A 14,559-nucleotide genomic window follows, 5' to 3' on the forward strand; every position below is an offset into this window, starting at 1 on the left:
GCCATCATGAACGACGACCAGAACGACGGCCTGAATGACGGCCTCAACGACGAACAACTGCTGCGCTACTCGCGCCACATCCTGCTGGATGAGCTTGGCATCGAGGGCCAGCGGCGCCTGCTGGCCGGCCATGCGCTGGTGATCGGCGCCGGCGGCCTGGGCGCGGCCGCGCTGCCGTTCCTGGCCTCGGCCGGGGTGGGCCGCATCACGGTGGTCGACAACGATGAAGTCGACCTGACCAACCTGCAGCGCCAGATCATCCACACCACCGCCAACGTGGGCCGTCCCAAGGTGGATTCGGCGCGCGAAGGCATGCTGCGCATCAACCCGGGGCTGGAGATCGTGACGGTGCCCGCGCGCGTGGGCGATGCAGAGCTTGACCAGCTCGTCGCCACGGCCGACGTGGTGCTCGACTGCTGCGACAACTTCGCTACGCGCCAGGCGGTCAACCGCGCCTGCGTGGGCCACAAGGTGCCGCTGGTGTCAGGCGCGGCGCTGCGTTTCGATGGCCAGATCAGCGTGTTCGACCGGCGCCAGCCCGACGCGCCCTGTTATGCCTGCCTGTTCCCGCCGGCCGAACCCGCGCCGGAAGTGGCCTGCGCGACCATGGGCGTGTTCGCGCCGCTGGTCGGCATGGTCGGCACGGTGCAGGCGGCCGAGGCGCTCAAGCTGCTCGCCGGTGTCGGCGAGAGCCTGGCGGGCCGGCTGCTGATGGTCAATGCGCTGTCGATGGAATGGACCACGATGCGGCTGGCACGTACGCCGGATTGCCCGGTCTGTGCCGGGCACTGAAGCCGAAGGCTAGTCCCGCTGCGCCGTGTGCGCCCGCAGCCAGTCGGTGACGGCGGCGCGGTCGCCGCGAAAGACGATGCGCGCCTCGCGCTGTTCGCGCTGGAAGGCGTACATCGGATCGTAGTACTCGCGCAGCAGCACGGCGATCCAGTCGCGGTGCAGATCTACCTGGCCGCGCTCCGCCTGCTGCGCCAGCGCCTGGTCCAGCAACGCTGACAGCTGGCCGTAGCGGGCGCCGCCCAGCCGCGGCGAGATCCCGGCCATGGCCTCGCGCAGGCGCGTGGCGTAGGCTTCGAAGCCTTCCGTGCTGCCCTTCTCGGCGATGAACTCCGCCGCCAGCCCTTGCACATAGTCGCGCAGCACGCGCTCCACGCGTTCATCGAACGACGCTTCCAGCCACACCAGCGGGCTGGCCTGCATGCGCTGCGTCAGCGCCTGCGGCACGTCGCGGCTGCCGATAAAGCGGCCCTCGTCCTCCACCAGCAGCGCGCGCCAGCCTGCGTCAATATGCCGCAGCACGTCGATGGCCAGCGCGTTCTCGAAATCGATCTGCGGCGGCTGCGCCAGCGCGCGCCGCCCGAAGGCCGAGCCGCGGTGCCGCGCATGGCCTTCGAGGTCGATCGCGGCGGGCACGTCGGCCAGCACATCGGTCTTGCCGCTGCCGGTCAGGCCGCCCAGCACGAACCACTGCTGCTGTGCCGCCGCGGCATCGGTAGTCTCGATCAGGAAGCCGCGCATCGCCTTGTAGCCGCCAGTCACGCGGGGGTAATCGACACCGGCCGCGTGCAGCCATTGCTGCACCAGCTGCGAGCGCAGCCCGCCGCGGAAGCAATACAGGTAGCCGTCCGGATGCGCGCGCGCAAACTCCGCCCAGGCTGCGATCCGCGCCGCCTTGCGCAGGCCCGACACCAGCTGGTGGCCAAGTTCGATTGCCGCCTGCTGGCCCTTCTGCGCATAGCACAGACCCACCTCATGGCGCTCGGCATCGTCCATCAGCGGCAGGTTGACCGCGCCGGGGAAGGCCCCGCGCGCGAATTCCAGCGGCGCGCGCACGTCAAGCATGGCCACGCCGCTGAGGAACAGGGTGCGGAAGTCCGCGGTATCAGGGCGCATTACTGGTCATAGGGTGAGTTCCGCGCGGCGCCGTGGCGGGACAGGAGCCTTTGCCCGCCAGCGACGCCTGGATGAAGACAGGAATTGGAATGAGAAGGGTTACTGCCAACAGGCGAGCAAAACGGCGATGCCGAATGGCGCCGCGCGCTGGGGCGGGCCGCTCATCGAGAGCGGCCACGCCGGAGACCGGCTTATTGCTCGCCCGGCTCCAACTGCGACTGCAGGTAGTTCTGCAGCCCGACCTTGTCGATCAGGTCCAGCTGCGTTTCCAGGTATTCGATATGTTCCTCGGTATCGGTGAGGATATCGACCAGGATTTCGCGGCTGACGTAATCGCCCACGGATTCGCAGTAGGCGATGCCTTCCTTGACGGTGGCGTGCGCGGTCTGCTCGAGCTTCAGGTCGCACTTGAGCATTTCGGGCGTGTCTTCGCCGAGCAGCAGCTTGTGCAGGTCCTGCAGGTTGGGCAGGCCGTCCAGCATCAGGATGCGCTCGATCAGGCGGTCGGCGTGCTTCATTTCGCCGATCGATTCCTTGTACTCCACCTCGCCGAGCTTCTTCAGGCCCCAGTGGCGATACATGCGGGCGTGCAGGAAATACTGGTTGATCGCGGTCAGCTCGTTCTTGAGCTGGGCGTTCAGATGCTGGATGACCTTCTTGTCACCTTTCATTGGCGGCTCCTGTTGCATCGGGCCCGCGCAAAAACACGAAACGGCGCCAATGGCGCCGTGCAGTCAGTGAAAAAGGAAAAAGCGCAAAAGCGCGCCGTGAACCGGATCTTCAGTTCATGGGCGCGTTCAGGCCACCAGCGCCTTGCGCTGGTCGTTCGCGACTGCCGGGTCCCGAGTGTCCATTATGGTACATGGGCCCGATGCGGAACAGGAAGAAATCTCCACAACCTGGATGTTGGCGAGGGTCGCCACGGTGACGTTGCGCACCGCTGCCACGCCTTCCTGCAACACCTGCTGCGCGCAGTCGCGGCAGCGGCCGCAGCACGTGCCAACGCCAAGCGTTTCGGCCAGTTCGTCGAGGGTTTCGATGCCCAGGTGCGCAGCACCGTGAATCTCACGATCGGTGATCTGGTTGCAGATACAGACGTACACAACTCCCTCCTGTGGGGCGCGTGGCACCGGCATGCCACTGCGAATGAACGTCAGAATATCAGAGATCAATAATGATAACAATTCCCATTAAGCCACATAGGTAGAGGTCGGGTAGGCGCCACAGAATGCAAAAAAAAGGCGGCTTTGGCGGCACTTTCCGGCTGATGGAAGTGCTGCACCAGCCGCCCTGCTGCGTCAGAAAACCCTGATGGCTTCAGGGTCGTGCCAGCTGCCGCAGGGCGGTCGCCTGCTCCTCCGGATCGAAGGCCTGCAGGACCTGGTCGACCAGCGGCTCGAGCCGTTCGCAGTGGGCATGCAGGATCTCCTGCTTGACCCGCAGCAGCTGCGCCGGGTGCATCGAGAACTCGCGCAGCCCCATGCCCAGTAGCAGCCGGGTCATGGACGGGTCGCCCGCCATTTCGCCGCACACGGCCACCGGCACGCCGGCGCGGTTGGCCTCGCGGATGGTGCGCGCCACCAGCTGCAGCACCGCCGGGTGCAGCGGGTCGAACAGGTGCGCCACCGCGTTGTCGGCGCGGTCGATGGCCAGCGTGTACTGGATCAGGTCGTTGGTGCCGATGGACAGGAAGTCCATCTTGCGCAGGAACAGCGGCAGCAGCAGCACCGCCGCCGGGATCTCGATCATGGCGCCGACCTTCATGCCCGGATCGTAGGCCTCGCCGCGCTCGTCGAGCTGGCGCTTGGCCTTGGCGATCAGCGCCAGGGTCTGGTCGATCTCGCTGGCGTGCGCCAGCATCGGCACCAGCAGCCGCACCGGGCCGAAGGCCGAAGCCCGCAGCAGCGCGCGCAGCTGGGTCAGGAACATGCCCGGCTCGGACAGCGACCAGCGAATCGCGCGCAGGCCCAGCGCCGGGTTCAGCGCGGTCTCGAAGTCATCGCTGCGGCCGTCGCCCCGGGCATCGAGCGGCTTGTCGGCGCCGATGTCGATGGTGCGGATGGTCACCGGCAGCCCGTGCATGGCATCGACCGCGCCGCGATAGGCCTGGAACTGCTCGTCTTCGCCCGGAAGCTCGTCGCGCCGGTTCATGAACAGAAATTCAGAACGGAACAGGCCCACGCCGACCGCGCCGGCCGACAGCGCCGCGCCAGCGTCCTCGGCCATCTCGATGTTGGCCAGCAGGTCGATCTCCAGCCCGTCCAGCGTCACCGCCGGGGTATGCCGCAGCCGCTGCAGGCGCTTCTTTTCCAGCGCCCGCTCGCTCTGCCGGTGGCGGTACTCTTCCAGGATGATGGCGGTCGGGTCGACGATCACCAGCCCGGCATCGCCATCGATGATGATCCAGTCGTCCTGGCGGATCAGCTCGCTCGCGCTCTGCACGCCGACCGCGGCCGGGATGTCCAGGCTGCGCGCGACGATGGCGGTATGCGAGGTGCGCCCGCCCATGTCGGTGACGAAGCCGTGGAAGATGGTATGGCGGAACTGCAGCATGTCGGCCGGGGAGATATCGTGGGCCACCACGATCACCCCGGTCGCGGCCTCGCCGTCGGCCGCCAGCGCCGGCACCGGCGCTGGCACCAGCACCGGGGCCCCGGCCAGCGCCTTCAGGATGCGCTCGACCACCTGCCGGATATCGGTCTTGCGCTCGCGCAGGTATTCATCCTCGATCTCGTCGAACTGGCGCATCAGCTCTTCGAGGCGCGTGGTAAGTGCCCACTCCGCGTTGTAGCGCCGGCCCCGGATCAGGGCCTCGGGCTCGCGCGCCAGCGCCTCGTCGTCGAGGATCATCGCGTGCACGTCCAGGAACGCGCCCAGCTCCTCGGGCGCGTCACGCGGCAGGTCGCGCTTGAGCGCGACCAGTTCCGCGCGCACCGCGGCGCGCGCGGCGCGCAGCCGTTCGACCTCGGCGTCGAGCTGTTCTTCATCGACCAGGTAGTGCGACACATCCAGCGCCGCGGGCGCAAGCAGGTGCGCGCGCCCGATGGCGACGCCGCGCGAGACCGGGATGCCGTGCAGGGCGAAAGGCATGTACCGCTCCGTCAGGAACGTTTAAGAATTCGGGTCGAGGCCGCCGGCCTCACTCTCCCTCGCCAAAGCGGTTGGCGATCAGCGCCAGCAGCGCGTCCATCGCCTCCTGCTCGTCGGGTCCGTCGGTCTCGAGGGTCACCGTCGAGCCGATCCCGGCGGCCAGCATCATGACGCCCATGATGCTCTTGGCGTCGACCTGGCGACCATTGCGGGACATCTTGACCTGGCTGACATAGTTGCCGGCGAGCTGGGTCAGCTTGGCGGACGCGCGTGCATGCAGTCCAAGCTTATTGATGATGGTGGTGTCCCTCTGCAGCATATTTGTCGGGATGGTTTGCGGTTTGGTTCTGGACAGTCGTGGTGCCGACCTGCAGCACACCCTGCGAGCCGCCGGCCAGGGCCTTGGTGGCAAGCTGGTCGAGCTTTTCGCCCCGGTAGCAGATCGCGCGCACGAGCATGGGAAGGTTGACGCCGGCCAGCACGCGCACGCGGCCCGGCTCGGCCAGGCGTGCGGCGATATTGGCGGGGGTGGCGCCGAAGATATCGGTGAGGACCAGCGCGCCGTTGTCTTCGCAGATGGCCGCCAGCCGGCGCCTGGCCTCGGCCAGCACGACGACGGGATCGGCATCGGGAAGGACGTCGATGGCTTCCAGCCGCTGCGGCTGGCCGCAGTAGACGTGGGCGGCGCAATCGCGCAGGGCCGAAGCCAGCGGCGTGTGCGCGATGATCAGAATGCCTGCCATGATGGTGAATCCGTTGGATTGCCCCGATTGTAGCAGGCGGCCCCCGCGCTCCCGCTGCCGGCCAGGCTCAGCGGCCGGCAGCGTCGACGGCGTGCTCCAGCGCGTCGATGAACATCGCCGCGACATGGAAACCGGTTTGCTGGGTGATCTCCTGGAAACAGGTCGGACTCGTCACATTGACCTCGGTCAGGTAGTCGCCGATGACGTCCAGGCCCACCAGCAGCAGGCCCTGCTCCCACAGCCCCGGCGCCAGTGCTTCGGCGATCTCGCGGTCGCGGGTGCTCAGTTCCTGCGCGCGGCCGGTGCCGCCGGCAGCCAGGTTGCCGCGCACTTCGCCGGCCATCGGCACGCGTGCCAGCGAATACGGTACCGGCACGCCGCCGATCAGCAGGATGCGCTTGTCGCCGTCCTTGATCGCCGGGATATAGCGCTGCACCATCAGCGTGCGGGCGCCGTCGTGGCCCAGCGTCTCGACGATCGCGGCCAGGTTCATGCCGTCCGCGCCGACGCGGAACACGCCCATGCCGCCCATGCCGTCGAGCGGCTTGACAATGATGTCGCGGTGCTCGGCGTGGAAGTCGCGGATGCGCGCCAGGTCGCGCGTGACCAGCGTCGGCGTGATGTATTCCGGGTACTGGGCAATGGCCAGCTTCTCGGAATGGTCGCGGATCGCGCGCGGCTTGTTGAACACGCGCGCGCCCTGCGACTCGGCCAGCTCCAGCAGCCAGGTGCTGGTGACGTACTCCATGTCGAAGGGCGGGTCCTTGCGCATCAGCACCGCGTCGAAGGCCGAGAGCGGCTCCAGCGCGCTGTTGCCCTCGCGGTACCAGGCGCTGTGGTCGGCGTCGCTGGTCTCGCCGGTCAGGTGCAGGCGCGTGGCCACGGTCTCGACCGTGCGGCCGGACAGCGCCAGCTGCGGCTGCAGGCACCAGTACAGCTCGTGGCCGCGCGCGGCGGCCTCGGTCATCATGGCGTAGGTGGAGTCCTTGTACGTCTTGAAGGTCTCCAGCGGATCGGTGATGAAGAGGATGCGCATGTTGGCGGCTCAGATAATCGGGTTCGGGTCGGTCTTCTCGAGCTCCAGCGACGCCGCCAGCAGTGCCAGCCGGGCCACCACGCCATACATGTAGAAGCGGTTCGGCACGGCGGCGCCAGGCTTGGCATGGCTGTCCGGGATGCCGTTGGGCGCAAACGCCAGCGGCACGAAGTGCATGCCCGGCGCGTTCAGGTTTTCGTCGTTGCCGCGGCCCGTGTGCACGCGGTAGAAGCCGCCGACCACGTAGCGGTCGATCATGTACACCACCGGCTCGGCAACCGCTTCATTGACCTTCTCGAAGGTGTGCACGCCTTCCTGGATGATGACGTCGCTGACCTCCAGGCCTTCCTTGACGACGCTCATCTTGTTGCGCTCCTTCCGGTTCAGGCCCTTGACCTCGGAGGGGTCGCGCACGGTCATGATGCCCATGCCGTAGGTGCCGGCATCGGCCTTGACCACCACGTACGGCGTCTCCTTGATGCCGTACTCGCGGTACTTCTTGGCGATCTTCTTGAGCACGCCCTCGACCGCGTCGGCCAGCTCTTCCTCGCCCACGCGCTCGTGGAAGTCAACGCCGGAGCAGCGGGCGAAGTACGGGTTGACCATCCACTGGTCGATGTCGATCAGCTTGGCGAACTTCTTGGCCACCTCGTCATAGGCGGCAAAGTGGCTGCTCTTGCGGCGGGTGGACCAGCCGGCGTGCAGCGGCGGCAGCAGGTACTGCTCGTTGATGTTTTCCAGGATCGGCGGGATGCCGGCTGACAGGTCGTTGTTCAGCAGGATCGAACAGGGGTCGAAGTCCTTCAGCCCCAGCCGGCGGCCCTTGGTGCCCAGGCGCGCCAGCGGCTCGACCACCAGGGTCTGGCCGTCGGGCAACTCGATCGGGGTCGGTTCGGTGATTTCCTCGGAGAGCGAGCCCAGGCGCACGTTCAGGCCCGCCTGGCGCATGATCAGCGACAGCCGCGCCACGTTCTGCAGGTAGAACATGTTGCGGGTATGCCGCTCGGGGATCAGCAGCAGGTTCTTGGCGTCCGGGCAGATCTTCTCGATCGCCGCCATCGCCGCCTGCACCGCCAGCGGCAGCATTTCCGGGGCGAGGTTGTTGAAGCCGCCCGGGAACAGGTTGGTATCGACCGGCGCCAGCTTGAAGCCGGCATTGCGCAGGTCCACCGAGCAATAGAACGGAGGGGTATGCTCCTGCCATTCCAGTCTGAACCAGCGCTCGATGGACGGCGTGGCGTCCAGGATCTTCTTTTCCAGTTCGAGCAGCGGACCGTTCAGCGCGGTGATGAGATGCGGGACCATATCCATCCTATAGATCGTCTTTATCGTTCGCCCCGATTGTAGAGGAACGGCCAACCAGGCGCTGGCACCCCCCTTATAAGGATATGCACGGCCGGGCCTGAGGGATAACGATATGGGGATGGGCGGCGCGAAATAAAGAGCCCGCCGCACAGGCAAAAAAAAGCGCGGCGATGCCGCGCTCTTGAATGGCCTGACAGATACGGGGAGCGTTCTGCAGGTGGAGGAAACTGCCTCACTGGCAATGTATGTGCCCCGCACATTAAAGACAATTGAAGCTTTTTAAGATCGGAGTTAAGCACTTTGCGAAAAGCCCGCGCAGCGCGCGGGGGGATCGCCAGCCAGCCCTTGCCGGCACTCGGCTGGCGGGTTTTGCGAGGAGCGACGGAAGTCCTCCCCGAGCATGCGCGCACGCATGGCTCGGCCACGGCCGCCAGGCAAATGTCTGCAATCGCAAGCAATGCCGGAGAGAAAAAAGCCCGGCACACGGCCGGGCGAAAGCTCCTGAGAGAAGATTCCCAATCAGCTCTCCAGCACAACACTTTTTCGATCAGACTTCATACGCGGTCTCGCCGTGCGAGGTGATATCCAGGCCCTCGCGCTCTTCGTCTTCCGGCACCCGCAGGCCGATCAGCATGTCCACCAGCTTGTAGGCCACGAAGGCGACCACGCCGGACCACACCACGGTGGTCAGCACGCCTTGGAACTGGATCCACAGCTGGCCGGCGATCGAATAGTCGTCCGCCACCTTGTTGGTCACGTAGTCGTAGATGCCCGTGCCGCCCAGGCTGGGCGAGGCGAACACGCCGGTCAGCAGCGCCCCCAGGATGCCGCCCACGCCGTGCACGCCGAACACGTCAAGCGAGTCGTCCATGCCCAGCATGCGCTTCAGGCCGGTCACGCCCCACAGGCACAGCAGGCCAGCCAGCAGGCCGATCACGATCGAGCCCATCGGGCCGACGAAGCCGGCAGCCGGGGTGATCGCCACCAGGCCGGCCACCGCACCCGAGGCACCGCCCAGCATCGACGGCTTGCCCTTGCCGATCCACTCGCCGAAGGTCCACGCCAATACCGCGGCGCAGGTGGCCAGCAGCGTGTTGACGAAGGCCAGTGCGGCCGAGCCGTTGGCTTCAAGCGCCGAGCCGGCGTTGAAGCCGAACCAGCCGAACCACAGCAGCGAAGCGCCGACCATGGTGAAGGTCAGGCTGTGCGGACGGATCGCCTCGCGGCCGAAGCCGATGCGCTTGCCGAACATATAGGCACCCACCAGGCCAGCCACGGCGGCGTTGATATGCACCACGGTGCCGCCGGCGAAGTCAAGCGCGCCCTTCTGGAACAGCCAGCCCGACTTGGCGGTCGCGGCGGCGCCAGCAGCGGCGTCGGTGTAGGCGTCCGGGCCCGGCCAGAACCAGACCATGTGGGCCATCGGGATGTAGGAGAACGTGAACCACAGCACCACGAACACCAGCACGGCCGAGAACTTGGCGCGTTCGGCGAAGGCGCCGATGATCAGGCCGCAGGTGATGCAGGCGAAGGCGCACTGGAAGGCGAAGTAGCCCAGTTCCGGCACCACCACGCCCTTGCTGAAGGTCGCCGCCACGGCCTCGACCGTCAGCCCCTTCATGAAGAGCCGGTCGGTGCCGCCGAAGAAGGCGTTACCCTCGGTGAAGGCAAAGCTGTAGCCATAGATCGCCCACAGCAGTGCCACCAGCGAGAAGATCACCAGGCACTGCATCAGCACCGACAGCATGTTCTTGGAGCGCACCAGGCCGCCGTAGAACAGCGCCAGGCCGGGCAGCGTCATCAGGATCACGAAGGCGGTCGAGACCAGCAGCCAGGCGGTGTCGCCCTTGTTGGGCGCCGGAGCGGCCGGCGCGGCGGCGGCTTCCGCGGGGGCGGCGGCCGGTGCGGCCGCGGCAGGCGCAGCGGCGGCGGGAGCAGCCGGCGCCGACGCTTCGGCAGCGGCTGCGGCGGGGGCGGCGGCCGGGGCAGATGCCTCGGCGGCCGGCTTGTCCTGTGCGGCGGCCGGCGTGGAGATGCCCACGCCCGCCGTGCCGATGGCCAGCGCCATCGCGCCAGCCGTCAGGAATCGCTTGAACCAGGTTTTCATGTGCTTAACCTCTTGTGTTGTGCTGTCTCGGGCTCACAGGGCATCGCCGCCGGTCTCGCCGGTGCGGATGCGGATGACCTGCTCGATCGGTGCCACGAAGATCTTGCCGTCGCCGATCTTGCCGGTGCGGGCCGATTTCTCGACTGCCTCGATGGCGCGCTCGACCACGTCGTCGGGGACTGCCACTTCGATCTTCACCTTGGGCAGGAAGTCGACGATGTACTCCGCGCCGCGGTACAGCTCGGTGTGGCCTTTCTGGCGGCCGAAGCCTTTCACTTCGGTCACGGTGATGCCGGACACGCCCACGTCCGACAGCGCTTCGCGCACCTCGTCGAGCTTGAATGGCTTGATCACTGCAATGATGAGTTTCATCAGGATTCTCCTGGGGGCGGGCCGGCAGCCCGCCCGGGCTGCGTCAGAGTTAGAAAGTCTTGGTGATCGAGGCCCACGCCGCCGCCTTGCCCAGGTAGCGGCCACGGTTGGCGCTGGTGTACGCCACTTGCTTGGCGTTGGTATCGACATAGGCCACGGCCAGCGCGAAACCCTTGCCCAGGTCCTTGGTCAGGCCGATCTTCCAGTCGGTGTACGAGGCATCGCTGTTGTGCTTGACGTCCTGGTAGCCGACGTGCGCGTTCAGGGTCAGGTCCCAGAAGTTCAGCGGCACGTTGGCGCTCAGGTCGATGTAGCCGCTGTTCTTGCTGTCGGCCCAGCCAAACAGGTTGGTGACCGAGTGCGAGTACTTCAGGAACACCGGGCCCCAGCCGATGCCGGCGTACAGTTCCGTGGTGTAGGGACGCGGGTTGTTGTAGCCGCCCGGGTAGTAGTACTCGAGCACGCCCACGTCATAGTTGAATTCGGTGCCGGCAACCTTGAAGGTGTTCTTGAAGCCGCCGTAGAAATCCATCTCGACCGGGGCCGAGACCGCCGGGTTGGCATCCTCGAGCCAGCTGATGCTGGAGTTCCAGTTGCCCACGTAAAAGCCGCTTTCGTGGGCGTAGTCAAAGCCACCCTGGATGGCCGGGCGCAGGTTCGTCTGGCTGATGCCGCGATAGCGGTAGTCCGAGACCAGCGACACGTTGGCCGTGAACGTATGCGGCGATGCCGGCTCGGCCGCGGCGGCGGCAGGTGCCGGGGCCGCCGCGTCCGTGCTTTGCGCGTAGGCAGTGGCAGCGGCACTGGTCAGGACAACCGCGCTGACTGCAAGGGCCAACTTCTTCATGGATTTCTTCTCCCTTTTCCTGATGGCTCGGATTTCGTTTATTGGATTTCGGTGATTCAATGAGGCAGGCGTACCCACTACTGCAACTGCCATGCCAGCTCCGCGGAAGTCGGCGATGCGTGTCGGCCGTAATCTCGTGCCGTGACCAAAGCCAGACTTGAATCTGCCCTGCAGCGAAGCCAGATCGGGTTAAAAGGTGTGAACGCGGATACGCCGGAGCTTTCGCCCACGTGCCTCACGGGCGATAATTGAGTCCTGACGGTGGCTGCGTACCGCGACACACAAGGCCGCGCGCCCGCAATCGGGGCGCCCAAATCCTGTGCGAAAGCGCGCTATACGCCAGATGCCCACCCGGATTGGCACCAGTTAGGTGCGCAAAGGAGAAACCATGAAACCGACCGATCTCTTCAACGACCTGCAGAACAAGGTCAGCGAGGCGCTGCGCAACTCGCCGGCAAGGGACATCGAAAAAAACGTGCGCAGCATGATGACCCAGGGCTTTGCCAGGCTGGACCTGGTCACGCGCGAGGAATTCGACGTCCAGTCGCAGGTGCTGGCCCGCACCCGCGCCCGCCTGGAGGAACTGGAGGGCCGCGTGGCGGAGCTTGAGCGCCGCGCCGGCATCCCGCCCGGCGCCGGCTCGGTGGACTCGACCGGGGGCGCGTGAGCACGCCGGCCCTGCCCGATCCTGCCTGAAGGCCGCCACTCCTGGCGGCCTTTTTCGTTAACAGTTGTCCATCGGGCACGCCCGACCCCGAAGGATGAAGCGGGCTTTGGGCCGGTGAATTGCGCTTAGACAGGAATAAGATCGTAGCTGGTGTCGGTAACGAGGTCGGCTCCTGCTTGGTGCCGAGCCCGTTGAATAGTTGGACCCGCAGCCCTGCGAGCACCCCGAATTGTGACCACGGGTGGCAACACCCTGGAACACGTCTAGTAGATTTCGACGACGAGGGCTGCTGCCGATGCCATTGACTCTGGCAGGAGGCTCCATGCAAGTACTCTTTCCTCGCTGCGCCGGACTGGACGTGCACAAGGACACCATCGTGGCCTGCGTGCGCTGCGTCTCGGCGCCAGCGCACCAGGAAGTGCGCAGCTTTGACAGCACCACCGCCGGCCTGCTGGCGCTGGCCGACTGGCTGGCGCTGCACGGCTGCACCCACGTGGCCATGGAAGCCACCGGCGTGTACTGGAAGCCGGTGTGGCACATCCTCGAGGGCAACTTCGAGTTGGTGCTGGCCAACGCCCAGCACATCCGCAACGTGCCCGGCCGCAAGACCGACGTCAACGACGCGATGTGGATTGCCGATCTGCTCGCCCACGGCTTGATCCGATCGAGCTTCGTGCCACCGGCCGCGACCCAGGAGTTGCGCGATCTCACGCGCACCCGCAAGCAACTCGTGCGCGAGATCTCCCAACACAGCCTGCGTATCCAGAAAGTCCTCGAAGATGCCAACCTCAAGCTCGGCAGCGTGCTCTCGGATGTGCTCGGACGCAGCGGCCGTGCCATGCTCAAGGCCATTGTCGATGGCGAGACCGATCCCGAGCGGCTTGCCGCGCTCGCCCAAGGAAACGCCCGAAAAAAGCACGCCGAATTGCGTGAGGCCCTGCGCGGACGCATTACCGACCACCACCGCACGATGCTCAAGCTGCACCTGGACATCATTGGTGCACTGGAGCACACACTCGCCGAGCTCGACGCCGTCGTGGGAAAAGCGCTGGCGCCGATCCAACAGCGCGCCCGCCTGCTGACCACGATCCCCGGGGTTAGCGACCTGACCGCTCAGGTCCTGTTGGCGGAGATCGGCGTCGACATGACGCGCTTTCCCGATGCCGGCCACCTGGTGTCTTGGGCGGGTCTGTGCCCGCGTAATGACGAGAGCGCCGGCAAGCGGCGCAGCACGCGGGTGCGCAAGAGCGGCACCTGGCTCAAAACCGCTTTGGTGACCGCTGCCTGGGCCGCGGTGCGCGTCAAGACCAGCTATCTGCGCTCCCAGTTCCTGCGCATCAAAGCCCGGCGCGGCGCCAAGAAGGCCATCCTCGCGGTTGCTGCTTCCATGCTCACCGCCGCTTACCACATGCTCCGGGACGGCGTTGAGTACGCCGACCTCGGCCCTGATTACTTCGACCGCCATCACGCCGAGAAGACCATCCACCGCCTCCTCAAACGCCTCGCCGACCTCGGGTGCCACGTGGATCCCATCGCTCATGCTGTCTAACGCTTCTTAGTAGTTGTTCATCGGGCGAGCCCGACCCCGAAGGATGAAGCGGGCTTGCGGCCCGTGCATTGCGATTGGATGGGCATATGATGGTGTCTGGTATCGGCAACGAGGTCGGCTTGTGCTTGGTGCCCCGAGCCCGTTTAGTAGTTGGACCCGCAGCCCTGCGAGCACCCCGAATTGTGACCATGGGTGGCAACACTCCAGAGCACGTCTAGTAGATTTCGACGACGAGGGCTGCTGCCGCTGCCATTGACTCTGGCAGGAGGCTCCATGCAAGTGCTCTATCCCCGCTGTGCCGGGCTGGACGTGCACAAGGACACCATCGTGGCCTGTGTGCGCTGCGTCTCCGCGCCCGTGCATCACGAAGTGCGCAGTTTCGACAGCACCACCGCCGGCCTGCTGGCGCTGGCCGACTGGCTGGCGCTGCACGGCTGCACCCATGTGGCCATGGAAGCCACTGGGGTGTACTGGAAGCCGGTGTGGCATATCCTCGAAGGCAACTTCGAGTTGGTCCTGGCCAACGCCCAGCACATCCACAACGTGCCCGGCCGCAAGACCGACGTCAACGACGCGATGTGGATTGCCGATCTGCTCGCCCACGGCTTGATTCGATCGAGCTTCGTGCCGCCGGCGGCCATTCAGGAACTGCGCGATCTCACGCGCACCCGCAAGCAACTCGTGCGCGAGATCTCCCAGCACAGCCTGCGCATCCAGAAAGTCCTCGAAGACGCCAACCTCAAATTGGGCAGCGTGCTCTCGGATATCCTCGGACACAGCGGCCGCGCCATGCTCAAGGCCATCGTTGCCGGCGAGCACGACCCTGTGCGGCTCGCCGCGCTGGCCCAAGGCAACGCGCGCAAGAAGACCGCCGAGCTGCGCGAGGCGCTGCGCGGACACATCACCGACCACCACCGCACGATGCTCAAGCTGCACCT

15 protein-coding genes are annotated in these 14,559 nt (G+C 66.1%); 4 read left to right on the forward strand and 11 right to left on the reverse strand.

All coding sequences use genetic code 11. The features are described 5' to 3' along the window. Positions 1 to 6 precede the first annotated feature (6 nt). Positions 7 to 792, forward strand: a complete 786-nt coding sequence (locus tag AC07UK_RS17450; protein WP_436220732.1) for a HesA/MoeB/ThiF family protein — start codon at positions 7 to 9, stop codon at positions 790 to 792. 9 nt (positions 793 to 801) lie between these two features. Here AC07UK_RS17450 and mnmH read toward each other — a convergent pair whose 3' ends face one another. The 11 genes from mnmH to AC07UK_RS17505 form a co-directional block, all read right to left on the reverse strand. Next, a complete protein-coding gene (gene mnmH, locus AC07UK_RS17455) occupies positions 802 to 1,905 on the reverse strand; it encodes a tRNA 2-selenouridine(34) synthase MnmH (RefSeq protein ID WP_436220731.1) in 1,104 nt (367 codons plus the stop codon). A 191-nt stretch (positions 1,906 to 2,096) separates the two neighbouring features. Then, positions 2,097 to 2,576, reverse strand: a complete 480-nt coding sequence (gene bfr / locus AC07UK_RS17460; protein WP_013955425.1) for a bacterioferritin — start codon at positions 2,574 to 2,576, stop codon at positions 2,097 to 2,099. Between the two features lie 126 nt (positions 2,577 to 2,702). Continuing rightward, positions 2,703 to 3,008, reverse strand: a complete 306-nt coding sequence (locus tag AC07UK_RS17465; RefSeq protein ID WP_041227713.1) for a (2Fe-2S)-binding protein — start codon at positions 3,006 to 3,008, stop codon at positions 2,703 to 2,705. Between the two features lie 214 nt (positions 3,009 to 3,222). Further along, entirely contained in the window at positions 3,223 to 4,995 is a 1,773-nt protein-coding gene (ptsP, locus tag AC07UK_RS17470; RefSeq protein ID WP_436220730.1) for a phosphoenolpyruvate--protein phosphotransferase, read from the reverse strand. 49 nt (positions 4,996 to 5,044) lie between these two features. Then, a complete protein-coding gene (locus AC07UK_RS17475; RefSeq protein ID WP_436220729.1) occupies positions 5,045 to 5,314 on the reverse strand; it encodes an HPr family phosphocarrier protein in 270 nt (89 codons plus the stop codon). Continuing rightward, the gene (locus tag AC07UK_RS17480; RefSeq protein ID WP_436220728.1) at positions 5,283 to 5,738 is read right to left on the reverse strand and encodes a PTS sugar transporter subunit IIA; all 456 of its coding nucleotides are present in this window, start codon (positions 5,736 to 5,738) and stop codon (positions 5,283 to 5,285) included. The genes AC07UK_RS17475 and AC07UK_RS17480 overlap by 32 nt, the downstream gene beginning before the upstream one ends. A 67-nt stretch (positions 5,739 to 5,805) precedes the next feature. Further along, complete coding sequence (gene gshB / locus AC07UK_RS17485; protein ID WP_035822528.1) at positions 5,806 to 6,774, reverse strand: glutathione synthase; 969 nt, start codon at positions 6,772 to 6,774, stop codon at positions 5,806 to 5,808. Positions 6,775 to 6,783: 9 nt separating this feature from the next. After that, the gene (gshA, locus tag AC07UK_RS17490) at positions 6,784 to 8,079 is read right to left on the reverse strand and encodes a glutamate--cysteine ligase (protein ID WP_035822526.1); all 1,296 of its coding nucleotides are present in this window, start codon (positions 8,077 to 8,079) and stop codon (positions 6,784 to 6,786) included. 547 nt (positions 8,080 to 8,626) lie between these two features. Then, positions 8,627 to 10,186, reverse strand: coding sequence for an ammonium transporter (locus AC07UK_RS17495; RefSeq protein WP_436220727.1), 1,560 nt, complete (start codon positions 10,184 to 10,186; stop codon positions 8,627 to 8,629). Positions 10,187 to 10,219: 33 nt separating this feature from the next. Further along, on the reverse strand, positions 10,220 to 10,558 hold the full coding sequence (locus AC07UK_RS17500) for a P-II family nitrogen regulator (RefSeq protein WP_010814843.1): 339 nt from the start codon (positions 10,556 to 10,558) through the stop codon (positions 10,220 to 10,222). Between the two features lie 49 nt (positions 10,559 to 10,607). Then, positions 10,608 to 11,405: a TorF family putative porin gene (locus tag AC07UK_RS17505; protein ID WP_436220726.1), complete on the reverse strand. Its 798-nt coding sequence runs from the start codon at positions 11,403 to 11,405 to the stop codon at positions 10,608 to 10,610. Between the two features lie 388 nt (positions 11,406 to 11,793). Here AC07UK_RS17505 and AC07UK_RS17510 point away from each other — a divergent pair, with 388 nt between their 5' ends. From AC07UK_RS17510 to AC07UK_RS17520, 3 genes are all read left to right on the forward strand, one after another. Further along, complete coding sequence (locus AC07UK_RS17510) at positions 11,794 to 12,072, forward strand: accessory factor UbiK family protein (protein ID WP_018313129.1); 279 nt, start codon at positions 11,794 to 11,796, stop codon at positions 12,070 to 12,072. Between the two features lie 322 nt (positions 12,073 to 12,394). Next, entirely contained in the window at positions 12,395 to 13,621 is a 1,227-nt protein-coding gene (locus tag AC07UK_RS17515) for an IS110 family RNA-guided transposase (RefSeq protein WP_494693886.1), read from the forward strand. Between the two features lie 273 nt (positions 13,622 to 13,894). After that, the coding region (locus tag AC07UK_RS17520; protein WP_494688348.1) for an IS110 family RNA-guided transposase at positions 13,895 to 14,559 on the forward strand (665 nt) is incomplete at its 3' end.

It is taken from the genome of Cupriavidus sp. GW821-FHT07C08, assembly GCF_059419025.1.